Here is a 26,762-nt window from a genome sequence, read left to right as displayed (position 1 = left end):
AGGTTTTATCGTAGGGTCACTTTAGCTCACCAAAGGTGCTGCGATTATGACAACTCGGCACTTTTCCTCATGTTTTATGGCACTTAAAACAGTCACATCAAGATTGTAGGGGGTCATATTGGCTCAATAAGGCAAAAAATACCGACGAAAAACCTCGTTTTTAGCGAATTTTGGCTACTTTGCTTTTGTAGTGACATATTTCTTTAATCTGAGTTCTCTACTTTTGCCGTCGTTATCAATAAACCTAAATACTCCTGTGCAAACTGAGAAGAGAAAGATGAAAACACATAAACCGTCTAGATTTACTCGTTCTAAAATCGCATTAGCTACCACTTGTGCATTATTAAGTTCACACGCTTTTGCCAATACCCTTGAAGGTCGTATTACCGATGCCAATAATTCAGTGTACTTTGAAGGGGCCAAGGTCAGCATAAAAGAATTAAACCGCACCATCAGCTCTGAACGAGATGGTCGATTTCGCTTAACAAACCTACCTGCTGGTCAATATACCTTGGTCGTGGATTATCTAGGCGCGAAAAGTGTCGAACGTCAAATCACCATCAAAGAGAATGAAGTACTTACTCAACGTATTGCACTTGAGAACCAAGACGCCTACATCGAAGATGTCATTGTGGTGGGTCAACGCGCAGGACAAGCTGGCGCGCTTAATCGCCAGAAAAATGCCATGGGCGTAAAGTCTATTGTCAGCAGCGACTCTATAGGCCAGCTTCCCGACCAAAATGCGGCTGAAGCGTTACAGCGTTTACCCGGCATGTTTATTCAACGCGACCAAGGCGAAGGCCGATTTGTTGGCATTCGTGGTATCGACCCCAGCTTGAATAATGTCACCATCAATGGCGCAAATGTACCCTCACCTGAATCTGGTGTTCGTAGTGTCGCCATGGACGTGATCCCAAGCGAGCTGGTACAAAGCCTTGAAGTTAGTAAAACCGTTACCCCAGATATGGATGCCAGTGCCATAGGTGGCAGCATCGAAGTAAAAAGCTTAAGTGCCTTTGACCGTGAAGGTCAAAGCTACAGCGTGAGTGCACAAGCCACTTACAACGAACAAGTTGAAGCCACCAGCCCTAAGCTCTCTACCAGCTTTACCGACGTTTATACCCTTAGCAAACAGTTTGATCTGGGTATAGCCACTGCACTGTCTTGGTCTGAGCGAGAGTTTGGCTCACACAATATGGAAACCGATGGTGGCTGGCAAATGCTCGAGCTTGAAACCGATAATGGTGAAGAAGTAGAACTATTTGGTGCTGAAGAAATTGAACAACGTCACTATAAAATTAAACGAGAACGGCTAGGTGCAGCCCTAAACCTTGATTTGCACAGCAATGATTTCAGCAAATACTACCTGCGTACACTGTATAGCGAGTTCTCAGATGATGAGTTCCGTCTGCGCAATGAGTATAAGTTTGATAAAGGTGAATTAGTCTCAGGTCAATTTAACGACGCAAGCGCACAGTTTAGTGGCGCAGAAATGGATCGTGACACCAAAGACAGATATGAGTCGCAAACCATTTTGTCATTAGTAACAGGTGCCGAACACCAACTAAGCGATTGGTTTGTGGAGTATAGCGTGGGATATTCTAAGTCTTCTGAAGAAGAGCCCAATCGCATTGATGCCGATTTTGCGGGAGAAGACTTTACACTCGGCTACAGCCACTTAGGCCAAGCCCCTGCCCTGACACAATCAGCCAATGCCCACCAGCTCGAAAACTTCGAATTAGATGAGTTAGTTTGGGAAAACAACAATGCTGAAGATGAAAGCCTGAGTTTAAAGCTCGATTTAAGCAAAGACTTTACCTTAGCTGGCTACAACACCCAACTCAAATTTGGGGCAAAATATGCGCAACGTGAGAAATTCAATGATGTGCGCACGACAGTGTTCGATGGTGGCTTTAACGATGCCACAGCAGCGCAATTTGCTGCGCCATCGCCCGATTGGTCACTCAGTGCTTTTGGCCCGGGTTTATCTCGCTCTGAGATTGCTCAATTTGTCGCGACCAACCGCGCTGCGTTTGACGTTAATCAATTAGATTCTGATATCGAAACAAAGGGCAAAAGCTTCTCCAGCAACGAAGATATTTTTGCCGCTTACGCCATGTTCACCATCGATATGGGTGCTTGGCAGGTGATCACCGGCCTGCGCTATGAAGCGACTGATTACAGTACATCAGGTAACAAAGTTGAGCTAATTAAAGACGAAGTAAACGATGATGAGCGTGTTGAGATTAACCCTTGGGCGGTTGATAAAGACTACAGTCATTTATTACCGAACTTAACGGTTCGCTACGATATTAATGACAAACTCGTGACGCGATTTGCCTACACCAGCACCCTAGCAAGACCGGGCTTCTCAGATTCTGCGGCATTTCAAATCATTGAATCAGAAACCACCGAAGAAGATGGTCAGATTGAAACCGAGCGTAAAGCTGAAGTCGGTAATCCGCATTTAGACCCATATGAATCGACAAACCTCGATTGGTCAATTGAATACTACCCGGGCCATATTGGCGTAATTTCAGCCGGCGTGTTCTACAAAGACATAGATAACTTTATCGCCACTGAAGAAGTGCAAGATAACGGACAATGGGATGGCTTTAAAGAAGTGATGCAAGCAGTCAATGGGGGGGAGGCCAGCCTCTCAGGCGTTGAGCTTGCTTATACAAAGAACTTCAAAAATGGCCTGATGCTGTCAGTAAATGGGACTTTTATTGATGCCGACGACAAACTGCCAAACCAGTCTGACACCGTTGCGAATTTAATGTTCGGCTATGAAAGCGATCATTTTAGTACGCGTTTAAGCGCAAGCTATAAAAGCAAAAGCTTCTCTCATGAAGATAACGATACCCGCGTGATGCAAGACGCACACACTCAGTTAGATTTCAGCGCCAAGTACTATTTTAATGACCAAACGCAGATCTACTTCAATGCGGTCAACCTAACCGATGAGCCTTACTACCTTTACCACGGCCAGAGTCAATATAACTATCAATACGAAACCTATGGTCGCTCGTTTGAGCTGGGCTTCACATTGACCTCTTTTTAAATTTTTAACTTTATGGAGCCGCAAGTAAAAAGCTTGCGGCAGCAGTATGAAAAAGTCTCAGTTAACCTCACTCATCACAGCCACTTTGCTTACGGTCGGTTGTAGCTCAGTCGCGCTACACGCTCAAGACACACAGCAAAATATCGCCTTTTTAGCTTTTGGAGATGGCGGCTACCATGTCGATTACCCAAAACAAAAGCACATTGATAAACCGAAAACAAAAGAGGAGTTTATCGCCGCAGAAAAAGCCGACTGGCTTGCTGAGCACCGCCCTATTGACGAATTTGGCCATGCACCTATTTATGTTTATCCCGGTACAAATATAGCCACAGAGCAAGGTGGTGCATTACCTGTCGGCAAAGCCATGGCTGAATTTTGTCAGACCGCAGAGTGTCAGTTTGGCATTCAGCTGGGCGACAACATTTATCCCGATGGCGCTGATGCAAAGGATGGTAAAGACGATCAACAACGTATGAACGATCTGATCAAAGCACCATTACAGCCATTATTTGATCAAGAACCAGATCTTGTAGTTTACTCTGCGCTCGGTAATCACGATTGGAAAACCTCTCGTAAAGGCGTTGCACTGCAAACAGAATGGATGAAAACACAGCCTAACTTTTACATGGCTGAGCGTGGCTATTACAGCTATAAAAAAGGCTCGCCAGGTAATGATGTGGAGTTTTTTGTACTCGACACCAATATGTTGCTGTCGGGTCAACACTTCTATGAAGTGCCACTGCTGCCTGATGGTTCAGAGCAAGGACTCGCCTCAGCTTTGGCATCCGGTGCTGCCAGCGTGGAAGATATTGAAAAACATGAAGCGCCTGTAAATGGAGAAGATCACAAGCAACTTGCTTGGCTTGCCAAAGGCTTAAAAAACTCAACAGCTAAATGGAAAATTGTCTATGGCCACCATATTTTATGGTCAATCGGCGGCACCAAGTATGATGAAGGCCATGTCTTGCGACGTTTAATTTTGCCAGAGTTGTGCCAGTACGCGGATGCTTATATTGCAGGTCATGAGCACGACTTAGAGCTTCTGACCGATGATTGCTCACGCGTACTACCGGGTAATAGCAAACCTAAGCTACCACTTATCATCAGTGGCGCAGCTTCAAAAATGCGTGGCACGCATACCCCCTTTGCCGAGCAGCAAGAAAAGCGCTATCCAGAATATGACTTAGTGTGGTCGAAGAGTTTTACCTGGGGCTTTGCCCATATAGAACTAGATAATCAAGTGGATGAACTGAAAGTACAATTTTATTCAACACCAATCGATGGCAGTGGCAAACCAGTAAAAGAGCAAAGTTTTAGCTTCAAGCATCGTAGTGACTAACCCTTTATTTATTTAGTTAACAAGCGCACACAAAAAAGCCAGTGTAAACACTGGCTTTTCATTTAAGTTACGAGAGATTATTACTGCTGAATACGACGTATACTTAAGTTATCACCACCATTACTACTGACTTGCTGAACTAGGCTAACGCCTGCAACATCCAGAACATGGAGTGTTTCCATGGTATGTGCTGTTTCAGAATCTTTAGATGTCTCTTCAGCTAACACATAGAAGTGTTCACCAATTTGACCACCGTTATGATCTATATCCGCACTGAATAAACTATAAGCTTTGCTGCCAGATTGCGTTTCAAGTGACCCCGTCGAACCTGTACCTGGCACAATGGCAATGTACGACACAACTTCTGTAGTATGCCCTTCGTTCAGTGTATCTTGTTCGAAAAATGCAGCTTTAAAGCCGGTATTTGAGATGTCTTTCACACGAGTCGCAATCGTGTGACCACCCTCATAAGTTTGTACTTGCAAGAAGACATATGGATTATTCGCGAAACCTTCTGCAAAGCTGATGTCTTTGAATTTTTTCGTACCATCTAGTTCAAAGCTTCCCACCTCTAGAATGGTACCGTCAGCCATCGTATAACGACCTTGCTCAAGGGCCATGTAATCAAATGACTCTTTATTTGGATGCACTTGGTCTAAGTAATTCCACTCTTTAAAAGCAACTTCAAAGCTTGTTGGCGTAACATTCTGCAGACGATTCACACCGCCATGACCGCCATTAAACGTTGGTGCAGATGTGAATACTGCTGGCTCGTAAAAGTTCGTATCAGCAAAACCATAGGTACGCCAAGTGTGATCTAAGTCGTTCACTATCGTATTCGATAATAGCGTAATCGTGTTGTCTAATGCACAAGGGTCTTGCGTGTAACATGCTACTGCGCTATCTGTTTTCGTTGCTAAGTCATTAATACGTAGTGGTAATGCAGCGACTAAGCAGGTGCCCCCTGTTTCTGGGTTCAACTTATACAATTCAGATTGGTTTTTATGACCATGGTCGTTAATAACTGTACGACTGATCAACATATCACCATTTTGTGCCAGCGTCGCACCTGTCACAGCGATAAGGTTGTGATCAGATAACTTACTCATGCTGTAGTTTTCTGGATCTGAACGATCAATTAGGTAAGTTGAGCTCGATGTAACTAGGTAAAGCTCACCATCTTTAAACACTAAGTCGCCACGATATTGCCCGTCAACGTCATCAAAGTGCATGAGCGTTGTCGCGTTACCATTTGATTTATCAATACGATACAACTTACTATAACTATTCGCGATAAGTTGATCGTTTTCAGCATCATACGCCATGCCAATAACCGACTTCGTTTTGCCCTCAACTCTGTGGTGTGTTTGTGTTGCAAAGTCATAATAAGCCAGACGGCTGTATTTAAAGCGATCGCCTTGAACCGGAATTTGCGCAAGTACTTCTTCGGGTGCATTAAGCTCACTCAGGTCCACTTTATACTCAAAAGGGATTGGCGAAGACGCATAGTACATGCGGTTTAATGCAGAATCATACGCCATAGCGGCTGAGCTAAATTCAGCCATTGAAAGCGCTTTAGCTGTTTTATCTTGCTCTTGTAGGCTAAATAAAACCCCAGGTGCACCGCGACCAGAGTTAATAGAAAATAGTTCGCCTTCGCAGCTATTAGCCTCGACTTGAGTAGCCAACGATGTTGCTGAAAGCGCAAAAATAGAAAGAAGAGTGTGTGGCATCTTTAGCATAATTAGAACCCTAATTCATATCCTAATAAAAAATGACACAAAGAAATGACACATGTGTTCCGATTTATGTGGGCCTTAATCCGTAAAGGTAGATGCTTCCATTATAACTTTGTAACCTTGTTAGAATATGCCAACATCACTGACCAGATGCAAATATTTTATTAATGTAAATAATTAAGTGGTCGTATTCAGAGGTTAAACGGTTTTTAACTTCCCTCTTCATTCACCGACATCATGATATTGCAATAACTCAGGTTGCGCTAAAACAGCAGCTTTGATGGCTTTATCTAATTGCTGAAGAAGTGTTTTCGGCACACTCTTATTACATGCATACCCAAGCTTTGATTCGAGTAAAGGGAGTAACAAACGATAATTCTGTGGGTCTATTTTTGCGCGCTTAAATTGGTAACGCGCAATCGCATCACCATATGCAATCAAATCAACCCGCTTGTAATCAACCATTCTTACTAGCTCAAGGCCTGTTTTCAAATAAACAAATTGAGATTCAGGGATGCCAAAATCCAATAAAGACTGATGACCAATATCGTTTTTAACAACACCAAAAGTTAATGTTTTATCTCGTTTTAACTGTTCAATCGAGATGCCACTATTTTTATGTGCAATCACAGCAACTGTATTAGGTATCACCAAACCGACAAAATTAAATAACTTTGCTCGTGATTCTGTATAAGTCATCGAAAATACACAGCTGTTTTCTTGTTGCTGTACCGCCTTATAAGCACGCGGCCATGGGGTTAGCATGATATTTGACGCATCCATATGCCAATCAAGGTTTTGATACGCTGTGCGGAGCACATTAAAAGCTAGGCCATGTAACTGACCTTGGCTTTGATAGTTGAAAGGTGGGTAATCTTCAGTATACCACTGAATATTGGCAGAATCGGTACTGAATACGCTTGTCAATAAACCAAAACTGAGCAAATTTATAAGCACTGATCACACCTTAAATACTAAAAGTATTTTAAGTATAGTGGATAGCTCGCGTTTTGAAGCTTGGTTAATTATAAAAGTAAAACTTCTAAATAAGACGTTTAAAAAACTACGTTGATAACTTTACTGATAGCCAATTGCTATTTTGAACATATTTATTAAAAAGCCGCGATACTCAAAAAGTATCGCGGCTTTTATTTTTATTGACGAATAAACTTATTCAAACTCAACGGTAACAATCTGCTTCAGACTTTGACCATTGTCACTACTATAAATGTAATAACTAAATGAATCGCTTGCGCCATTTGCACTGCCATTTGGAGTATAAATAAATTCACCTGAGTATTCGCTGATCGCTACGTCGCCGAAGGCAGGCTCATCTGCTAATCCGAATGTGACTCCAGTACCGCCTGGCAGCTTACCAGCAAAAGCAGCATACTCAGTCGTAGTAAATTTAATATCAAGGCTGTTATCTACTTCAACCGCGCCATGAATAGTTCCGTGAAACTCATCCTTTGCTAAGTTCTTCGCACTGTCTTGTTCGAAGTTATAATATAAGAATAGGTCTTGCTCACACCCTACCACCATATCACTAGTACAATCAGCAACTTCAGTATCCGTTAACGCACGTCTCCAAACTGCTACGTCATCGATATGTCCTTGGAAGGCGCTGGTTGATGTATCGCCTGAACTGTATGCACCAATACGAAGCGGCAACGTATTGTTCATGTTTTTCTGGTTCCCTAAGTTAATCTGCTTAGCTTTAACACCGTCAATGAACAATTTGAACGCCTTAGTTTCCCATTCTACAATGGCTGCAACGTCATACCATCGACCTGTTTGAAGGTCTTGACCATTACCATAAGCGACAATTTCTCGCTTACCATCATTATAGGTGCTGTAGTTAAACTGCAAGCGGTTATTATGGTTTACTAAGAATCGCCAACCTTTATGAGCTTCATTATTTGATGCTTTTTTAGTTGCAATTAAACGATCTACACCTTTGGTGCCCGGCTCAATATAAATCTTAGCTTTAATCGTGAAGCTCTCACTACCGAAGTTAAGGTCTAGATCTTCATAGGGCACATTTACATAGTCGCCATTACCATCGAATGTTAAATAAGTATTGTGTTTTTCGAACGTTGGCGTGTTAACAAGTACCATAGTGCTTGCACCTGTTAAGTCTGAAGTTTCACCGTTTACTTCATTGTCGAAGCTATAATAAGACACCAAACTTGACTCACTTAACGACGCACTTAAATTTCGCTGTGCAGCAATAGAATCTTGCGATTTCGCATAATTCCACACACGGATCTCGTCAATATTGGCATCTAACTTTTTGCTCACGCCGTCGTTGCCAGAACCCCACACAAAGTAAACATTGCTATCTTGTGCAGCATCCACTTTAGAGATGATTAGCTCACCATCTAAGTAAACAGACAACTGTTGAGTCGGCTGGTCATAACTCACAGCGTAGTGCTGCCACTGACCAACAGTGATTGTCTCAGTTGACTTAAACGTGGTGTTTGTTGCTTTCACACGTAAGCGACCATCCGAGAATATTCTCACCGCAGCTTTTGAAGAGTTTGCGTCTTCTGAAAAAGTGAATAAATTAGAGTTTTCTTCTGGATTCAACGAGTTCACTTTTACCCACGCTTCAATCGTGTATGAACTGTTTGGATTAAAGCCTGAATCCATAGTTTGAATCATGCTCTGATCTGTACCGTTCAACACAATTGATTGACCAAAACCACCCAAAATAGACATATCTTGATGGAACGGACTTTCAACATACGTCCACTCAGAGCATTCAGGGGCACCGAATAACGTGCCATCATGTGGTGTTACACAGAACGCAACATAGCTATCAATGTCTTCAAGCGACAAGGTATATGATTGAGATAAGCCACCAGCAATAACTTGCGCATCACCGTTGCTGCCTGTCGCAGAGCGATACCATTGGTAATTTGTTGCCTCTTCGATATCGCCTTCATTATCAGTATAAGTGTAAGATGCTGTTAAGGTAGATTTACCGATAAAATCGCCAGCTAATATTACCTCAGAAGCCACTGGAGCGTTGTTGCCGTATGACAGTACCGGTTCACCACATGCTGCACTGTTACTGCATAAGTCAAAAGATAATTGAGTCGTGAACGAGTTTTGAGCGATTGTGATTTCGGTAGGCCCACCGAAATCTGTGGTGTCATACTGGATCTCTTTCATGCTGTCTAACAAGGGTCCATAAGAACCTTTTTCAAACATCAAGCCTTGATTGCCCTTAGTGTAGATATTACTTGCGGTACAAACGGCCTCTTGGACATTGTATTCAAACTCAAGCAATTTGAATGGCATTCTAAAGAATGCGTTCATTTTAGTATTGTTAACAAAGTTTGACGCTGCATTAACCGTTAACGTTGCGTCAATCATGCCGTCATTATTTACGTCATGTGCAAGCTCTGGAGTGAAGGTAATGTCTTCTTCCGGGTTAAAGTAAACCTCGGTGCCATCTTCAAGAACTAAAATAGCAGTAGATTCAATGTTCAACTCAAAGTCTTGATGCAAATCAAGCGTTGCACTTACAAAAGTATCTAACGTGCTGAATTTGTATCTACGATATAAGTCATCGCCAGCAGGGGCGAAATAATCTTCAATACATTGCTCAGACGTGCCTTCCATTGACTCCATGCCTGCCTGTGCATGCCACTTTGTCCAGTTAGAACCCCAGTAAATTTCTTCAGATACCCAGTCAGTTAAATCGTGACCAGCTAAGAAACGCAACTTGTCTACGTCTAAGTTAATCGCTTTTTCAATCGCCTTTCTCGCATTTGAAGGCAACTCTGCTAACGAATCACGTGTTAGATTCTTAATGAAATAGATGATCTGTTCATTCGTCATGTTTGCAGGAATGAAAGAGATTGTTGTGGCTGTTGGGTCTGAGACATCAGTACTAATAATTTCAATACCATCAACGGCACCTTTATGAGCGTATACAACGTCAATAAGATACACACCATTAACCATGCTGGTGCCGTGAGTAATGTTATCACTCACATCTCTTGCGTGGTCTTCAGCGGTAACAACTGATAACTCGTAGAAGTTATTTTCAATTAATGAAGTTAATTTCTCATCGGTCAACTCACGCGTTAAATCGTAAACTTCGACACCGTCATCTAACTTGTAACACTTAGAGCGGTTAAGTGCATTGGCACAGTTGTCACCGTATACACCAAACGATTCTGAGCCGACGACTTTCTCATAAGATGCATAATCGATTTTGGTTTGACCATTTAGTTTTTCAAACAGCGCTGATTCATATTTAATTAAATAGTCCTCAAAAATTAACTCAGCAGAGATTTGTACACCAGGAGACGACGCAATGAAGTTTGCGTTTTCGCCTACAGTAAACTTGGTTGCTAAATTAACCGGCTGGCCTGCTGCAATTTCATCTGGGAACCGTAAATCCATCTCAAGAGGGATCTCAGCTTCAACCCATCCACCGAATAGGTCCATGCCACCCACGTAATGGATTTTACCGTGTGATTCAATTCGAATAATCGCAGGATCATCAGGCAGATTTTCTTCTGGCACAGTCCAAGTATGCTTCGTTTCAGTTGACGCCCATTGCGGAGAGCTCATACCTAATAATTCAAGTACTGTATTTTCGCCCCAGTAACTCCCTTCACCACTTACATCACCTGCTAAGGTAATTTCCATTGAGTCCATGTCTAATACATCAACCGTAATCTGTGCAGTGTCTGTCGTATTGTATTGGTCATACACAATCACTTGTAATGTGTAAGTTGCAGTATTTTCAAAATCTAAACGGGAGATAGTCGGGCTAATACTTAATACACCTGTTTGTGCATCCAATACGAGATCACCATCTTCATTACCGCTCAAGATTTGGAACGTAACGAAGTCACCAACATCATTTGCATCGGCTGCAAGTATGCCAATTCCTGTGCCACTGGTAGCAATTTCACTGACTGTAAACGTTTGGTCTTCAATCGTTGGGGCGTTATTAACCGTAATTGTTAACCCATCTTGCACTAACATAGTCGCTGAGCCAGATGTGAACACTTTATAAGTGATATTATCGATAACCTGCGTTGTTTCAGAGTCAACCCATTGGTTATTTGCGGCACCAACATAGTCGTCGTTGTCACCTAGAATACGTAAGTTTGAGTTACTACTCACACTCTTATTAAGCGTAATTGAGTTAGCACCTGAACCACGGATATCAAATACTTCAACGTTACGAACACGAGAAGCTTGTGTTGCAAGGTCTAGATTGATACCTGAACCGTCAAATACTAATGTATCTGTGTTACCGCCTGCATCAATACGAGTGAAGGTGTTGTCAGAAATATAAATGGTATCTTGGCCTGGACCTGCGTAAACGGCATCAGTACCACCGTTAGTTCGAATGACGTCGTCACCTGTACCAGTGGCAATATTATCTGCAGACGCAGTACCTGTGATTGTGTCGTTACCGTCAGTCCCCCAAAGCGTTACTAACTTGCCGTCACCATTTAGAACATACACAGCACCTGTGTTGTTTAAATTGTTTTTGTTCGCAGAAGGCGTACCAAATTGAATGTCTTTGATACCGTCGCCATTAATGTCACCAGCGCTTGCTATGAATTGCCCCAGTTGCTCACCACCATTACCTTCTGAGTAAAAACCTTGTTGAGTTTCAATGATCTCACTAAGATAAACAGGCTCTGTACCTGCGCGGCCATAAACAGCGTATACGCGACCCTTGTTGTCCTCTGCAAACGGATCACCGATGATGATGTCGTCAAAGCCGTCGCCATTTAAGTCACCAGCACCACCGATTGACCCTAAAATAACTTGTAAGTCACTGTGGTCGATATTTGAAGCGTCGTTGTGAATTACAAAACCGCCATTGCCATTGGCAATATCCGCTAGGTTGATTTCGTCAGCAACGTCAACACCGCCAAATAAGATGTATGCTCGAGGGTGATCAATACCAGAGCAACACCCTGTGTCTGTCAATAATAATGCGATATCGTCAACGCCGTCAGCGTTCACATCACCTACGTGAGACGTGGTAAAAGAAGGAAGTGCATTTAAGGTTGATTTTCCAAAATCAAAACCATAATTGCCGCTGCCTTCAGGCGTGATCTTAATACCATGTTCGTCTTTGTAAATATTGTTGTATTTAATCGCTTCACCGCCGATACGGCCATGAACAACATAACTTGTACCAGAGGTATCAACAAATAAACCGTGGCTAACAATAAAGTCTGTTAAGCCATCGCTATTAAAGTCGCCCGTTGGTAAAACTTGTGCGCCATAATACCAGTCGCTAAATAACTTTCTGCTTGGACGAGTAATCGCAAAACCTTGCTCGTTGTAGTCAGTCGCAACGTTAGCTAACTGAACAACGTTGTTGTCTTTTTTACCGTAAACAACATACGCTAGGTTTGGATCAGCCGTACCATCTTCAAGTAAATTTCTTAATGCAAAAGAGCCCGTGCCCGCTAAGAAGCGAGTGACCGTTTCACCAATAACGATATCACCCAGACCGTCACCGTTAACGTCACCAACGACTAACGTACCACCTGCGTAATCTTCTGTGTATGCACCATGAATCGCAAAACCATAATCGCTCCCGCCAGCATTCATATCAGACAATGGCACATAGTTAGTACCAGTTTTACCAAAGATGACGTAAGTGGAACCTGAATTCTTGCCGTTTATATCAGCATAAGGTGCACCGACTACAACGTCTGATAATCCGTCGCCGTTAATATCAACGCCTCCAGCAACAGCAAAACCTGCGTTGTCGCCAGATGCAGCACCCATGATACCAAAACCACGTGTACCACCGATCACTTCTGTTAATGATGGGAATGTACCTGTTGCATCACTGAAAAGAACGTAAGCAGCACCATTATTTTCGTACATGAAGGTGCCATCATTTCTATAAACATCTGCTTGAGGAGAGCCCACAATGATATCGTCGAAACCGTCACCATTTACGTCACCAGCAGGGGCTACTGACCAACCAGCCCAGTCATCCGCAGCAAGACCATCAATGGATTGCGCGTTATTATTTAATGAATCATTGATGTCGTTCACATTAATTGTCACTAAGGTGTCGTACTGATTTCCCGCACCATCTGTAACGCGAACTGTTAATGAATACTGGTTGTTACCAAGTTCATAATCTAATTGCGTTTGGTCAGCAACTTTAATTTCACCTTTCACCGGATCAACTGAGAATACACCCGCGTCATTACCAGACACGATTGAATAGGTGTAATGCTCAAGGGGGATATCCCAACGACCAGCTTCGAAGATTTGATAATGCAGCTCAAACTCACCAAAACGGTTTGGTAGAAGGTTTTCATTATCTGCATGCAAGTAACCTTCTAGCATCATAGGTGCAACGAAATTTAAGCGCACCGCAGCGTCAAAGATCTGTTTGTCTTTACCAACTGCTTGTACAAAAACAACTGGGTTGTTATACGCCTTTGAGAAAGTAATTGAGAATGGATTTTCGATGTCAGTATCATCAACCGTGATAACACCTGTTTCACCAACAACAGCCATCGTCTCAGTAAACAATAAACCTGACCCTTGTAATGCAAATACGTTTACGTTTTCCGCAGCATGTGAAGCATCATCAAGATTATCAATATGAACTTTTACTTTATTTGCAGACAATTCATCAACTGCCACGCCACTTTGCGAAGTGCCGTTGTAGGTCGATAAAGAAGTTAAAATATTCGGAGTGTCTGTCATCGGCACACTAAACGCGTGACCGTGAGTATTGTGTGTTACCGAAATGCCTGTGCTTGACACGTCGATAGGCTTGTCGTTCCAGAAAGCTGAAATAGGCTCAGCAAACGCAATCCAACCTAGCGTTTCACCTTCGCCTGTGTCGAGGAAGCTTTGGATAACACTAGTGCCTTTTTTGTCTAACTCTGACTCTAATACTGCTTCAAAACCAAGGGCTGTTACATTGTCTAGACGATGACGCATTAACAAGCGGTTATTATTCTTGCTTGTTAAGCCAGAATAAGAATAAGTACTTACTTCATACTCTACCTGATAGTCACTGTTTGACTGAATTTGACCAAACACAATTGGCGTTTGTGTAAAGGTTGAAGCAAATGAAATAGGTTCAAACGCTTCACCGTTTGTTATCCAGTTTTTTATATCAGTCGTGCCAACCTCTAAGCGCACCGTTTTATCCGATACACCATCAAGAAAATTAACACGGCCAATGGTCGTATTCGTTTTGGTATTTTCATCAACATGTATCGTTAATGGCGCCAAGCTTGACTGAGCAATACTGGGGAAACTAGCCCCCAGAGTCAGCAATGCTAGGTACAGTTTGTTCCGCATCATAGTATTCATACCCCTTTGATAATCGGCAAATACAGCCCAAGAGGGGCATTTATCACACGAAAATGAGATTTAAATATGGATACAATGTGGAAGTTGAAGCATTTCCCAATAGCACTACAAAATGCTGCGATATTTGAATGCGCTCAAAAAATATAGTTTAACTAATTGGGATAATTAGATAATTGAGAAGCAAGCTTTCTATGCGGTGATTAGCACACTAAAACACAAAAAGTATTATGAAGAATAATGTTTTGGATTAGCTAGCGCTTGTAAAAACAAACGCTAGCTTAAATGATGAGTGTGAGTCAGCCATAAGCCGGGTTCTGTCCCTCTTGCGAGGTGATAATCATTCGTCTAGGCCTAAAATCGCTCTTAGGCTCAAGCAACCTACCCGGTTCCGATGTGGGCCACACCATAAGGAACCCTATTTGGTCTTGCTCCGGGTGGAGTTTACCTTGCAACCAACTGTTACCAGTGGCCCGGTGCGCTCTTACCGCACCCTTTCACCCTTACCAACCGAAGTTGGCGGTCTCCTCTCTGCTGCACTTGTCGTAGGCTCACGCCTCCCAGCCGTTAGCTGGCACCCTGCCCTGTGGAGCCCGGACTTTCCTCCCCCTGATCATTTTCGTCACAGGCAGCGATTATCCGGCTGACTCAGGCGGGCGATTATACGCAAGATGCAGTAAAATCACACGCTTTTTTGCGGTTAATCTTCTTTATCAGCAATTACTGCTTTATATAGCGCATTTTTCTTCAGACCAAAGTACTCAGCAACCACACCACAAGCTTTTTTCAGTGGCATTTCAGGCTCCAGTAAACTCAGCATTTTACGAGCATCGGCTGGTATTTCGTCTTGTTGTTTGGCCTTGCCTGGTAGCATTAACACGAGCTCGCCACGCTGCTTCTCTGGTTCATTGGTCAAATACTCAATTAACTCGCCCACCGAGCCACTAAAGAAGGTTTCGTATGTTTTAGTCAGCTCTTTCGCAAACACCACATGTTGCTCTGCACCTAACGCAGTTTGCATGTCTTCAAGACTAGCCATGATGCGGTGAGTGCTTTCATACATGATGCTGGTAATGCCGCTTTCAAATGCATCGACAAAGAATTGCTGACGGGCTTGGCTTTTTGCTGGTGTAAAGCCAATAAACTGGAATCTATCTGTCGGCAATCCCGAACAACACAATGCCGTGATCGCTGCACACGCGCCAGGCACAGGTGTGACATCTGCCCCCTCGTTACGGCATAAGTTCACAACCGCATAACCGGGGTCGCTAATAAGCGGTGTGCCCGCATCTGACACTAATGCAATATCAAGCCCTTCATTTAGCCAATCTAAAATCTGCTGTGCTTTTTGTTTTTCGTTATGATCATGCAGCGCAAAAGTTTTTGCTTTGATATTGAAATGACTCAATAACTTACCCGTATGACGGGTATCTTCAGCGGCAATTAAGTCAACCTCTGCTAAAGTTGTTAAAGCACGCTCACTGATATCGGCCAAGTTGCCGATCGGCGTTGCGACCACGTAAAGGGTACCAATTTTGTCTGTATTCTGTGCTTTTGTCATTGAGCTCTCCAGTTTCAGTCAGTAAGATATCCCTTTGAGGAATGTTTATCGTTAGGAAGTTGCGGTGCGACTGAAAGTAATTTGTCTTGTAATAGGTGTATTGTCGGGTTTATCGGCGTGTAGTACAACCGAAAAATCACCAGCTCAACCCCGTGCTGTGCAGAATCAGCCGCAAACTCAAGCACCTGAGCTCCTCAATGCAGAAGGACTACTGAACAAAGCTCGAGCCAAGCAAGGAGCTTCTCGTATTCAGTTACTTTATAGTGCCCGAGAAAATGCCATAAAAGAGCAAAACTGGCCTATTTTAGAACAAGCCTGCCTCGCACTAGAACGAAACGAAACTGTCGATTATGTACAAAATAAACTTTATATCGCACTAGCAAGAACAGAGCTAAATAATTACAGCACAGCACTCAACATTCTTAAAACTTTAAAAGAACGACTGTCTCTACCTGAGCATAAAGCGTGGCATCAGTATCTAATGGGCCGTATTTATGCTTCTCAAGGTATGCCTAAAAAAGCGCTTACCTATTATTTTAAAGCGGCCGATTTAAGCTTCACTGATAAAGTAGAAGTGGCAAATTTAAATGATGAAATATGGCAAGCACTGCAACAGCTTTCATCTTATGCGCTAGAGCGCTTCGACCGAGGTACAGTGGTCCAAAGGGGCTGGGTAAAATTAGCAAAATACCAACAAATTTATATCGGTTCTGGTATACAACTTCATCAAGCACTTAATAATTGGCAGCGTCGCTTTGTTAATCACCCCGCGACTTACATCTTGCCTAAGAAAGTTCAAAACGCGGTAAATCTTGCCCCCTATCAGGCAAAACGTATCGCTGTACTACTACCCCAAAGTGGTAGTAGTAAACGGCTAGGTAGCGCCCTAAAAAATGGGTTCTTAGCTGCAATGGATCACAGTGAAATTGAAGAAATCACTTTCATTGACGAGCAGCTCAGTGTCGAAGACATAGACCGGCAACTCGCCTCTCAACAATTTGACTTCATCATAGGTCCATTACTTAAAGATAATATAGAGAAAGTCAGTACTAGTAGTGCTATTCAAAGCACACCAACGCTTCATTTAAATACTTCAGAAACGCCGAATTTAAATGCTGAGCAGTACTTTTTTGCCCTGAATCCTGAGCATGAAGTCGAACAAGCTATGGTGCATTTCTTATCGCAGAAATTTCAAAAGCCTATGTTATTGGCACCAGATACGTTATCGGGTTTAAGACTCGTTAATCATTTCAAAAATGAATGGCAAAACTATAGCCTAATAGAACCAGAAGTAGGCCTATATACAGATAGCAAAGATATGGCGAAAGTCGTAGCTAACTTACTTGAGGTAGACGCTTCTAAAGAGCGGATCAAAGCTGTAAAAAGCCTATTCAGGAAAGAGGTAGAGAGTGAAACGCGTTCTCGCATGGATATTGATGTCATCTACATTCTGGGCGATGCCATCGAAACACGTTTATTGAAGCCTTATCTTGACGTCAATGTCAGTACTTTTGCCAAACGCATTCCTCTATACGCAAGCTCCAGAAGCTACTCTAAGCGTATGGATCACACTGACAAAGGCGACCTTGAAGGCTTATTCTTTACTGAGCAGCCTTGGATGCTAAACAAATCAGTTGATAAGTTTAATCTCAGAGCACAATACGATGCACTCTGGCCTGAACAAGCAGATATAGAGCAGCGCTTATTTGCCATGGCCTTTGACGCAGTTCACCTTATCCCTGAACTGAAACAATTAGCTAAGATCCCTGGTAAAGCTTACTCTGGCCTAACAGGTAAACTCAGCATTAAAAATAATAATACCGTTGAAAGGCGATTAAACTGGGCACAATACAAACAAAAACAAATTCAACTGGTGCAACTTGAAGAACAAAAACCAACACCGCTGTTTATGCAAAATCATAATCGCTTCCAAGAAAGCTTAAGGGATTAATTCAATATTAAATAAGGGATTGTATGCTAAAAGGATTGTTTGCCAATACGCGTGCCAAAGGCATGCACTACGAGCAACTAGCAGAGCAATATTTACAGGCGCGAGGGTTAAGAGCCGTTGCTCGTAATTATAATTGCAAATATGGTGAGATAGACCTCATCATGGAAGATCAAAGCACCCTAGTTTTTATTGAAGTCAAATATAGAAAAAGCCAAAGCTACGGTGGCGCTATTGCAGCTTTAAGCCGGTCTAAACTTCAAAAGCTGCAGAGAAGTATTTATCATTACTTAGAGTGCAAAAAACTAAAGAATTTACCTATACGAATAGACTTTATTGCTATCGAAGGGGTGAGTTCAGATAATATAAAGTGGATTAAAAACATATATTAATTATGCAAGAATCAATAAAAACAATTTTCACTGAGAGTATTCAAGCACAAATCGCTGCAGGTGAAGTCCTTCCTGATGTTCTTGAAGCTGCAGCTATGACAATCGTGCAAGGTTTAATTAATGGCAATAAAGTAATCTGCTGCGGTGAGTCTAGCTGTAATATGCTTGCTGAGCACTTTGCTGGTCTGCTTATAAACCACTATGAGACAGAGCGACCTTGCCTTCCTGCTATCGCTTTATCGCAAAATCATATTCACTTAGACATGCACAATAATGAACATGATAGCGACAAGTTTTCGCGTCAAGTTCGTGCCTTTGCACAACAGGGCGATTTACTGGTGGTATTCGCTATTGATGGCAATGAAAAGAATATTATTTCTGCAGTAGAAGCTGCGCTTACCAAAGACATGAAAGTCATTGCGTTAGTGGGTGATGAAGGGGGTGAGTTAATTGGCCTGCTCGGCCCCAATGATGTTGAAATATTGACGCCAAGTAAGCGCCCCAGTCGTATTATTGAGTCACACTTATTCAATGTGCACTGTCTTAGTCAATTAATTGATAACACCTTGTTCCCTCAGGATGATCAGTAATGCCATTTAAACACCTAATAATTATTACCGCTCTTATCCTCCTTCAAGGCTGCGCTGCCGCCGTTGTAGCTGGTACAGCCGGTGCTGTGTCTGCCGCCAATGATAGACGTACCATAGGCTCGCAAATTGACGATAACAACATTGAGATAAAAGCGACATTAGCACTTAAAAAAGTACCTAACCTAAGTGAGCAAGCTAACATTAGTGTCGTCAGCGTCAATGGCACCATTTTACTTGTTGGCCAAGTACCGTCTAACAATCTAATGTCGCAAGCTGCACAAGCTGTCAGAAATGCCGTTACCGTCAAGAATATCCATAACCAACTTCGTATTGGTACGCGCATTGGCATAGCCACACAAACCCACGACACTTGGCTGACTTCAAAAGTTAAAACCAAACTTCTTACTGCCGAGACCATCACAGGTAATAACATCAAAGTGGTCACAGAGAACAGCGAAGTTTTCTTAATGGGCTTAGTATCAGAAGAAGAAGCTGATATGGCGGTTGAGATTGCTCGTCATGTCAACGGTGTAGAAAGAGTCGTAAAAGCTTTTGAATATTTATAGTGCAAAAGGTTACCGACTGCGAACGAAGTGAGTACGGTTCTTTTGCGCAAGGTGAACTGATTTCGTGGTGAAGTCACGCTAATCACCTCCGATTGTGAGTTTACGTGCAAAGGGTTAATGACAAGTGCGTAGCACTTCATTTCCTTTGCGCTAGAGTGGTGTAAAAGGTTACCGACCGCGAACGAAGTGAGTACGGTTCTTTGAACTGATTTCGTGATGGAGTCATACTAATCACCTCCGATTGCGAGTTTACGTGCAAAGGGTTAATGACAAGTGCGAAGCACCTCATTTCCTTTGCGCAAGGTGAATTGATTTCGTGATGAAGTCACGCTAAACACCTTAACATGTGTCCCTAATGTATGATTCAGAACTTTGTAATCAGCATATATCTACCTTCTATAGCTCCATTAGCTAACACCCTCACTACTCCAGACCTCAACATTTTTTAGAATGGTTCATCTCACCTTGCGCAAACTAGCGTGCTTCGCACGCTAGTTTGCACCGCAATAAAAAACCCGCCGAAGCGGGTTTTTAAAATACAAATAAGCGACTTTAAAGTACTTATTTAACAACGCGAAGATGAGCGCCTTTTTTCTTTTCAGGCTCTTTGGGCTTCTCTTCAGTGGTTTCAACAACCTCTTCTGGTTCAACCTGCGGCTCTTCTTCATACTCAGGAAAAGTTTCTTGAGTAAAAACGGTACCTTCACCGTTCTCACGCGCATATATTGCCAGTACAGCGCCCATAGGCACATACACCTGCATAGGTTGACCAGAAAAGCGGGCATTAAAGCTTAGCTGCTGGTTATCCATATCAAAGTGGGTCACTGCACTAGGACTAATGTTTAAAACAATTTGACCATCTTGTACAAACTGCGTTGGTACTTGAACCGCTGGATATTCAGCGTTCACGACCAAGTGCGGCGTGCATTCATTATCGACAATCCAATCGTAAAACGCTCTGAGCAAATATGGGCGATTTGGCGTCATTATGCTCTAATCTCACGCTCAGCTTCTGTTAAAGAAGCTTGGAATGAATCACGCTCAAATAAACGAAGCATGTATTCTTTAAGCTCTTTTGCACCTGCACCATTAAGGTCGATACCCATTTCAGGTAAACGCCATAATAGTGGTGCTAGGTAACAATCTACTAGGCTGAACTCTTCACTCATGAAGTAAGGAGCTTCAGTAAAGATTGGCGCAATTGCAAGCAGGGCTTCAGTTAACTCTTTACGAGCCTGATCGGCATCACTGCCACCTTGCTTGATTTTAGCTGCTAATGTATACCAATCAGTTTCGATACGGTGCATCATTAGACGGCTACGACCACGCATTACTGGGTATACAGGCATTAATGGTGGGTGCGGGAAACGCTCATCTAAATATTCCATGATGATGTTCGCTTCATATAAACCAAGCTCACGGTCGATCAATGTCGGTACTGTGCCATATGGGTTTATTTCGTGAAGCGCTTCAGGCAGGTTATCTTTTTCTGCTAAGTGAATATCTACACTCACACCTTTTTCGGCTAAAACGATACGTACTTGATGGCTATACATACAGTTAGCACCTGAGAAAAGCGTCATTACAGGGCGCTTATTGGCAGCTACGGCCATGCCTACCTCCATTAAAATTACAATAAGTAATAAATCATTATAAACAGCAATAGGGGCATGCGCCCCTATTACAAAATTACTTTAAGAATGTATCACTGTATTAGTGAACATCTCTCCAGTACTCTTTCTTCAAGAAGAAGGCCAAGATAAATAAGATTACTAAAAATCCTAATACCTTATAACCTAGCGCTTCTGATTTTAAGCGAGTTGGTTCACCAACATAAGCCATAAAGTTCGTTAAGTCACGTACTGCTTGGTCGTACTCATCAGCACTCATCTCACCAGAACCATCTGTTGTGATTTCAACTACTTTTTGAACTTTAACACCGTGCTCTTCAACTTCTTCAAAACGTGCAGTTGGCACACCTTGAAGTTCTTGAAGTACGTGTGGCATACCCACTGATGGGAATACTGAGTTGTTTACACCAAATGGACGACTTTCATCTACATAGAAAGACTTCAAGTAAGTGTAAATCCAATCAGCGCCACGTACACGTGCAACTAGTGTTAGATCTGGCGGTGGAGCACCGAACCAAGTTGCAGCATCTTCGATCTTGATTGCATTATTGATATGACTACCAACTTTAGAACCATCAAATATAAGCGTTTCTTGACCGATCTCTACAGGAATACCTATGTCACGGAAAGTACGCTCATAACGCTGATACTGCATTTGGTGACAACCAAGACAGTAGTTCATGAACAACTTAGCACCGCGCTGTAAAGACGCATTGTCAGTTAAGTCATGGTTTGACTCTAGTAGTGGTACCGAAGGACCTGCTGCCATTGCAAAAGTAGGCAGCAATGCGAATAAACCAATAATTAGCTTCTTCATCATTTCGTTAACCTCTCAGGCAATGGTTTAGTCTGCTCATTCTTCGAGTATACAAATAGTAATACGAAGAACATGAAGTAAGTTACTGTCGTAATTCTCGATAGAACTGTAGACAAATCAGTCTGAGGTGTCGCACCAGCCCAACCTAGGATGATGAACGTTACAACGAACTGAGCAATGTTCAGCTTGTGCCACTTACTACGATAACGAATTGAACGAACCTTACCACGATCTAACCACGGCAGTAATGCCAGTAGTACGATAGATGCACCCATTGCAATTACACCCATTAGCTTATCAGGGATAGCACGTAGGATTGCGTAGAATGGCGTAAAGTACCAAACAGGGAAGATATGCTCTGGTGTCTTCAGCGGGTTAGCTGCTTCAAAGTTTGGCGCTTCTAGGAAGAAACCACCCATCTCTGGTGCAAAGAACACAACCCAACAGAAGAAAATTAAGAAACCAGCTACACCTAATACATCTTTAACTGTGTAATAAGGGTGGAACGGGATTGCATCAACAATATCTTTTTTGTTTGTGTAATATTCATGGAATTGGAACTTAGGCTTATCTTCTTCAGCCACAGAACCTTTCTTACGCTTAATTTCAACACCATCAGGGTTGTTTGAACCCACTTCGTGAAGCGCAACAATGTGTAGGAATACTAGAATAACGAGTACAAGTGGTAATGCGATTACGTGAAGTGCAAAGAAGCGGTTAAGCGTCGCACCAGAGATTACGTAGTCACCACGGATCCACTGAGTTAGATCATCACCAATTACCGGAATAGCACCGAATAATGAAATGATTACCTGAGCACCCCAGAATGACATCTGACCCCAAGGTAGTAGGTAACCCATGAACGCTTCAGCCATTAATGCTAAGAAAATTAGCATACCGAATAGCCATAGTAGTTCACGTGGTTTTTGGTACGAGCCATAGATCATACCGCGGAACATGTGTAAGTACACGACCACGAAAAATGCCGAGGCGCCCGTTGAGTGCATGTATCTCAATAACCAACCATATTCAACATCACGCATGATGTATTCGATTGAAGCAAATGCGCCTTCAGCAGAAGGAACATAGCTCATTGTTAGCCAGATACCAGTTAGAATTTGGTTTACAAGTACTAAAATTGCTAAAGAGCCAAATAAGTACCAGAAGTTAAAGTTTTTTGGCGCAGGATATTGCGCGATGTGCATGTTCCAAACACGCGTCATTGGAATACGGTCATCAATCCAGTTGATGACGTTACCAACAACACCTGTTGAAGCGTTATCTTGTTTACCAGCCATTATGCAACCTCTTCTTCACCAACCAAAATGGTTGTATCATCAATAAAGGTGTAAGGTGGGATTTCTAAGTTTAGAGGTGCAGGCACCGCTTGGAATACTCGGCCGGCCATGTCGAACTTAGAACCGTGACAAGGACAGAAGAAACCTGATTCAGTACCTTCAACGAACTCACCGAAGCCACCATTAAAGAAGCTTGGTGAACAGCCTAGGTGAGTACAAATACCAACCGCCACGAAAATTTCAGGGCGCTTAGAACGGTATTCATTCTTAGCTGAATCTAATTGTTGAGGCTCTTCAGACTGCGGATCACGAAGTTGACCTTCGTGAGCTTTCATCTGCTCAAGCATTTTTGGCGTACGATTGATAACCCATACAGGTTTACCTCGCCACTCAACACGAATTAATTGTCCAGGCTCAAGTTTGCTGATATCTACTTCTACAGGCGCACCCGCAGATTTAGCTCGCTCACTTGGATTCCAAGACGCAATAAAAGGAACAGCAGCTCCAGCCGCACCAACACCACCTACAACAGAGGTAGCTATGGTCAAAAAGCGACGTCGGCTGTTGTCTACAGGCGCATTGCTCATCCACTTATCTCCACTATGATCCTCAACACTTGCTATATTGAGAACATCAGTTACAGCAGGTTAAATTAAGAAACTACAAAATAGACGCGATCATAAATAATTACCTTGATGAAAACAAGGTTATTACCCGTATCAAGACTAATAAAGCATGGATTTTACTACCCATTTTAGTCGTAGCCTCGAAAGCTAGTTAGTTATGATAACGTTTTTATAACCACAATATACTGACCAAGATCAACCCCATCTATGAGGAGACGAGGGTACCCAAAAGGGCATCAAACCTTACTCACTTTACTTGCCCCGCAATTGTAGCAAAAAAAAGCGCTGATTTATCGTCAGATCTTCACTAATTACAATAAATATTGAAAATATTAGGTAAACAATAAGTCGAACACAGATTGTTTGACGTGGGTTGGGATAGGAAATGAAAAATATTTGGACTTTTAAAACAAAAAACCCAGCATAAGCTGGGTTTTTGAATTCTTGTAAACGTAAAAAATTAACGCTTCGAGAATTGAGTGTTCTTACGTGCTTTCTTAAGACCCACTTTCTTACGCTCAACTTTACGAGCGTCGCGAGTAACAAAGCCAGCTTTACGTAGAGTAGGACGTAGTGACTCGTCAAACTCCATAAGCGCACGAGTGATACCGTGACGGATAGCACCAGCTTGACCAGTTGAACCACCACCAGCAACAGTGATGTATAGGTCAAACTTTTCAGTCATTTCAACTAGCTCTAGAGGCTGACGAACAACCATGCGAGAAGTTTCGCGACCGAAGTATTCTTCGATAGAACGTTGATTAATTACGATGTTGCCAGTACCTGGGCGTAAGAATACGCGAGCACTTGAACTTTTACGACGACCTGTACCGTAGTATTGATTTGCCATGAGTTAGCTCCTTAAATGTCCAGTACTTGAGGCTGTTGAGCTGCATGAGCGTGCTCAGAACCTGCGTATACTTTTAGTTTGCGGTACATTTCACGACCTAGAGGGCCTTTTGGTAACATACCTTTAACTGCTTTTTCGATAATCATTTCAGGCTTTTTAGCTTGAAGCTTATCGAAAGTGATAGACTTAAGGCCACCTGGGAAACCAGAGTGAGCATAGTACACTTTGTCAGTTGTTTTGTTACCAGTAACAGTAACTTTCTCAGCGTTGATTACGATGATGTAATCACCAGTGTCAACATGAGGTGTGTACTCAGCTTTATGCTTACCGCGTAGGCGACGAGCGATTTCAGTAGCGATACGACCTAAAGTTTTACCTTCAGCGTCAACTACGTACCAGTCACGTTTTACAGATTCTGGCTTAGCAACAAACGTTTTCATTAAATAAAATCCAATGTTTCAAATTAAAACCACAGGTAACAAAAAGTTACCGCTTTACTATGAGTGCTTGAACCCCTTCGAGTTTAAGACTTTTATGCCGCTCAAATCGGTGGCTAAGCCGACGAGGGCTATAGAACGCAACGTGGCAGGCCGCGGATTATAGCAACACAGAAGAGGCTTTTCCAGTGTGCGACTGTTTTTTCTACAAAAAAAATAATCGCGTTGATTTGAGCGAGAAATTTATACCAATCCTCTTAATTAAGTAATCTATTTTTAGGCAAGTAAAACTTGTCGATAGCAAGGCGATAATTTTGCTATTTAGTTGTTCTAAATAAGAAATTATTCAACGAAGCTAGCGTCAGTTTTAGTCCCTCAAACATGATTAAGTATTATTAGGCGAGATGTTCTCTTGCGAGGTATTCGTGCGACTGCATCTCTTGTAAACGACTGATACAGCGCCTAAATTCAAAATTAAGTGTGCCATCGGTATATAACTCTGTGATCGGTGCGGCGGCTGAGATAATAAGCGTTACATTACGCTCATAGAATTCATCAACCAAAGCGATAAAACGTCTGGCAGCATCATCATTCTGCTGCCCCATCTGTTTTACATTAGAAAGGATCACAGTGTTGTATATACGACTGATCTCCATATAGTCTACTTGTGAACGCGCCGTTTCACAAATTTGTGTGAAATCGAACATCACAATACTATCGGCAACTTTTCGGGTTTTGATCAGGCGCCCTTCGATTTCGATGGCTTCATCAAGTTTGCCCGGTTCAGGTGAGAGCTTATCAAAATATTCAAACAAGTTTTTATCTGCTTGTGCGTCAAGCGGGCTATGGAAAATCTCTGCTTGCTCTAACGTTCTCAAGCGATAATCAATGCCCGAATCGACGTTGACGACTTCGGTATTTTCTTTCACTAGGGCGATGGCTGGTAAGAAACGAGCACGCTGAAGACCATTACGATATAACTCATCAGGGACAATATTTGACGTTGCAACTAAAATAATGTCTCGTGCAAAGAGCGCCTGCATCAAGCCACCCAGCAGCATGGCATCGGTAATATCTTGTACAAAAAACTCATCAAAACAAATGATGTCTGTTTCTTTTTTAAAAATATCGGCCACAGTCTCCAGTGGATCTTTTACTTCTTTTAGCTTTTTAAGCTCATCATGTACACGATGCATAAAACGGTGAAAATGCACTCGCATTTTCCTATCTGTTGGTAATGCCTCATAAAAGGTGTCAACTAAGTATGTTTTACCGCGTCCTACGCCGCCCCAAAAGTAAAGGCCAGTAATTTTTTGCTGTGGCTGTCGATTAAATAAGCGAGAAAAGAAACCTTGGGGCTGCTCTGGTTGGTTCACGATATCATCGTACAAACGCTGTAAATGCCTTACTGCGTTTTCTTGTGCCGCATCATATTGAAAGTCATCTCGTTGTAGGTCTTGTTGATATTTTTCCCAAGGTGTCATCATTTTTCACAAACTAAACGTTTTTATTTGAGGCATATATTAACACGCATCAAAACTCCGCGTATATTTAGCTGATA

18 protein-coding genes and 1 other RNA gene are annotated in these 26,762 nt (G+C 42.5%); 6 read left to right on the top strand and 13 right to left on the bottom strand.

Annotation, left to right across the window (positions count from 1 at the left end):
• The first annotated feature begins 277 nt into the window (after window positions 1-277).
• Both ACXAC4_RS01275 and ACXAC4_RS01270 read left to right on the top strand, forming a co-directional pair.
• Complete coding sequence (locus tag ACXAC4_RS01275) at window positions 278-3,064, top strand: TonB-dependent receptor (protein WP_475158462.1); 2,787 nt, start codon at window positions 278-280, stop codon at window positions 3,062-3,064.
• 46 nt (window positions 3,065-3,110) lie between these two features.
• Window positions 3,111-4,403, top strand: coding sequence for a metallophosphoesterase (locus tag ACXAC4_RS01270; RefSeq protein WP_475158461.1), 1,293 nt, complete (start codon window positions 3,111-3,113; stop codon window positions 4,401-4,403).
• An 80-nt stretch (window positions 4,404-4,483) separates the two neighbouring features.
• Here ACXAC4_RS01270 and ACXAC4_RS01265 read toward each other — a convergent pair whose 3' ends face one another.
• The 5 genes from ACXAC4_RS01265 to rsmI all read right to left on the bottom strand — a co-directional run bounded on the left by ACXAC4_RS01265 (window position 4,484) and on the right by rsmI (window position 16,046).
• Complete coding sequence (locus ACXAC4_RS01265; RefSeq protein ID WP_475158459.1) at window positions 4,484-6,145, bottom strand: H-type lectin domain-containing protein; 1,662 nt, start codon at window positions 6,143-6,145, stop codon at window positions 4,484-4,486.
• Between the two features lie 219 nt (window positions 6,146-6,364).
• Window positions 6,365-7,099, bottom strand: coding sequence for a substrate-binding periplasmic protein (locus ACXAC4_RS01260; protein WP_475158457.1), 735 nt, complete (start codon window positions 7,097-7,099; stop codon window positions 6,365-6,367).
• 213 nt (window positions 7,100-7,312) lie between these two features.
• Window positions 7,313-14,479 carry a LamG-like jellyroll fold domain-containing protein gene (locus tag ACXAC4_RS01255; RefSeq protein WP_475158456.1) on the bottom strand — a complete coding sequence of 2,389 codons (7,167 nt, stop codon included), beginning with the start codon at window positions 14,477-14,479 and terminating at the stop codon, window positions 7,313-7,315.
• Window positions 14,480-14,776: 297 nt separating this feature from the next.
• An RNA gene (gene rnpB / locus ACXAC4_RS01250) (RNase P RNA component class A) lies at window positions 14,777-15,136 on the bottom strand.
• Window positions 15,137-15,185: 49 nt separating this feature from the next.
• Window positions 15,186-16,046, bottom strand: coding sequence for a 16S rRNA (cytidine(1402)-2'-O)-methyltransferase (gene rsmI, locus ACXAC4_RS01245; protein ID WP_475158454.1), 861 nt, complete (start codon window positions 16,044-16,046; stop codon window positions 15,186-15,188).
• A 64-nt stretch (window positions 16,047-16,110) separates the two neighbouring features.
• On the opposite strand from rsmI, the gene ACXAC4_RS01240 reads away from it, so the two are divergent.
• The 4 genes from ACXAC4_RS01240 to dolP are packed head-to-tail and all read left to right on the top strand — an operon-like array spanning window position 16,111 to window position 19,542.
• Entirely contained in the window at window positions 16,111-17,997 is a 1,887-nt protein-coding gene (locus ACXAC4_RS01240) for a penicillin-binding protein activator (RefSeq protein WP_475158453.1), read from the top strand.
• Between the two features lie 23 nt (window positions 17,998-18,020).
• Entirely contained in the window at window positions 18,021-18,386 is a 366-nt protein-coding gene (locus tag ACXAC4_RS01235) for a YraN family protein (RefSeq protein WP_138481517.1), read from the top strand.
• A 2-nt stretch (window positions 18,387-18,388) separates the two neighbouring features.
• Window positions 18,389-18,976 carry an SIS domain-containing protein gene (locus tag ACXAC4_RS01230; RefSeq protein WP_475158451.1) on the top strand — a complete coding sequence of 196 codons (588 nt, stop codon included), beginning with the start codon at window positions 18,389-18,391 and terminating at the stop codon, window positions 18,974-18,976.
• Window positions 18,976-19,542, top strand: a complete 567-nt coding sequence (dolP, locus tag ACXAC4_RS01225) for a division/outer membrane stress-associated lipid-binding lipoprotein (RefSeq protein WP_475158450.1) — start codon at window positions 18,976-18,978, stop codon at window positions 19,540-19,542. The genes ACXAC4_RS01230 and dolP overlap by 1 nt, the downstream gene beginning before the upstream one ends.
• A 561-nt stretch (window positions 19,543-20,103) precedes the next feature.
• Here the strand turns inward: dolP and ACXAC4_RS01220 are convergent.
• From ACXAC4_RS01220 to zapE, 8 genes are all read right to left on the bottom strand, one after another.
• Complete coding sequence (locus ACXAC4_RS01220) at window positions 20,104-20,529, bottom strand: ClpXP protease specificity-enhancing factor (RefSeq protein WP_475158448.1); 426 nt, start codon at window positions 20,527-20,529, stop codon at window positions 20,104-20,106.
• Window positions 20,529-21,155, bottom strand: a complete 627-nt coding sequence (gene sspA / locus ACXAC4_RS01215; protein ID WP_058028619.1) for a stringent starvation protein SspA — start codon at window positions 21,153-21,155, stop codon at window positions 20,529-20,531. The genes ACXAC4_RS01220 and sspA overlap by 1 nt, the downstream gene beginning before the upstream one ends.
• Window positions 21,156-21,255: 100 nt before the next feature.
• Window positions 21,256-21,993 (bottom strand): cytochrome c1, encoded by a 738-nt coding sequence (locus ACXAC4_RS01210; RefSeq protein WP_058028618.1) that lies wholly within the window; start codon window positions 21,991-21,993, stop codon window positions 21,256-21,258.
• Entirely contained in the window at window positions 21,990-23,288 is a 1,299-nt protein-coding gene (locus ACXAC4_RS01205) for a cytochrome b (protein ID WP_058028617.1), read from the bottom strand. Before ACXAC4_RS01205 ends, ACXAC4_RS01210 begins: the two co-directional genes overlap by 4 nt.
• Complete coding sequence (gene petA, locus ACXAC4_RS01200; protein WP_138481527.1) at window positions 23,288-23,875, bottom strand: ubiquinol-cytochrome c reductase iron-sulfur subunit; 588 nt, start codon at window positions 23,873-23,875, stop codon at window positions 23,288-23,290. The genes ACXAC4_RS01205 and petA overlap by 1 nt, the downstream gene beginning before the upstream one ends.
• Window positions 23,876-24,374: 499 nt before the next feature.
• Window positions 24,375-24,764, bottom strand: coding sequence for a 30S ribosomal protein S9 (gene rpsI / locus ACXAC4_RS01195; protein ID WP_058028615.1), 390 nt, complete (start codon window positions 24,762-24,764; stop codon window positions 24,375-24,377).
• A gap of 11 nt (window positions 24,765-24,775) precedes the next feature.
• On the bottom strand, window positions 24,776-25,204 hold the full coding sequence (rplM, locus tag ACXAC4_RS01190; RefSeq protein WP_058028614.1) for a 50S ribosomal protein L13: 429 nt from the start codon (window positions 25,202-25,204) through the stop codon (window positions 24,776-24,778).
• Between the two features lie 392 nt (window positions 25,205-25,596).
• Window positions 25,597-26,685: a cell division protein ZapE gene (gene zapE / locus ACXAC4_RS01185; RefSeq protein ID WP_475164016.1), complete on the bottom strand. Its 1,089-nt coding sequence runs from the start codon at window positions 26,683-26,685 to the stop codon at window positions 25,597-25,599.
• Window positions 26,686-26,762 lie beyond the last annotated feature (77 nt).

Source organism: Pseudoalteromonas sp. AWM4_233, from assembly GCF_056158285.1.
The sequence above is the reverse complement of the archived record's forward strand: the minus strand, read 5'-3'. Positions and strand labels throughout refer to the sequence as shown.

Coding starts and splice junctions, on each gene's coding strand:
- dolP (WP_475158450.1), top strand. CDS start 18,976: ATGCCATTTAAACACCTAATAATTATTACCGCTCTTATCCTCCTTCAA.
- ACXAC4_RS01265 (WP_475158459.1), bottom strand. CDS start 6,145: ATGCTAAAGATGCCACACACTCTTCTTTCTATTTTTGCGCTTTCAGCA.
- rsmI (WP_475158454.1), bottom strand. CDS start 16,046: ATGACAAAAGCACAGAATACAGACAAAATTGGTACCCTTTACGTGGTC.
- ACXAC4_RS01230 (WP_475158451.1), top strand. CDS start 18,389: ATGCAAGAATCAATAAAAACAATTTTCACTGAGAGTATTCAAGCACAA.
- rplM (WP_058028614.1), bottom strand. CDS start 25,204: ATGAAAACGTTTGTTGCTAAGCCAGAATCTGTAAAACGTGACTGGTAC.
- ACXAC4_RS01255 (WP_475158456.1), bottom strand. CDS start 14,479: ATGATGCGGAACAAACTGTACCTAGCATTGCTGACTCTGGGGGCTAGT.
- sspA (WP_058028619.1), bottom strand. CDS start 21,155: ATGGCCGTAGCTGCCAATAAGCGCCCTGTAATGACGCTTTTCTCAGGT.
- ACXAC4_RS01205 (WP_058028617.1), bottom strand. CDS start 23,288: ATGGCTGGTAAACAAGATAACGCTTCAACAGGTGTTGTTGGTAACGTC.
- zapE (WP_475164016.1), bottom strand. CDS start 26,685: ATGACACCTTGGGAAAAATATCAACAAGACCTACAACGAGATGACTTT.
- rpsI (WP_058028615.1), bottom strand. CDS start 24,764: ATGGCAAATCAATACTACGGTACAGGTCGTCGTAAAAGTTCAAGTGCT.
- ACXAC4_RS01210 (WP_058028618.1), bottom strand. CDS start 21,993: ATGATGAAGAAGCTAATTATTGGTTTATTCGCATTGCTGCCTACTTTT.
- ACXAC4_RS01220 (WP_475158448.1), bottom strand. CDS start 20,529: ATGACGCCAAATCGCCCATATTTGCTCAGAGCGTTTTACGATTGGATT.
- ACXAC4_RS01270 (WP_475158461.1), top strand. CDS start 3,111: ATGAAAAAGTCTCAGTTAACCTCACTCATCACAGCCACTTTGCTTACG.
- petA (WP_138481527.1), bottom strand. CDS start 23,875: ATGAGCAATGCGCCTGTAGACAACAGCCGACGTCGCTTTTTGACCATA.
- ACXAC4_RS01275 (WP_475158462.1), top strand. CDS start 278: ATGAAAACACATAAACCGTCTAGATTTACTCGTTCTAAAATCGCATTA.
- ACXAC4_RS01235 (WP_138481517.1), top strand. CDS start 18,021: ATGCTAAAAGGATTGTTTGCCAATACGCGTGCCAAAGGCATGCACTAC.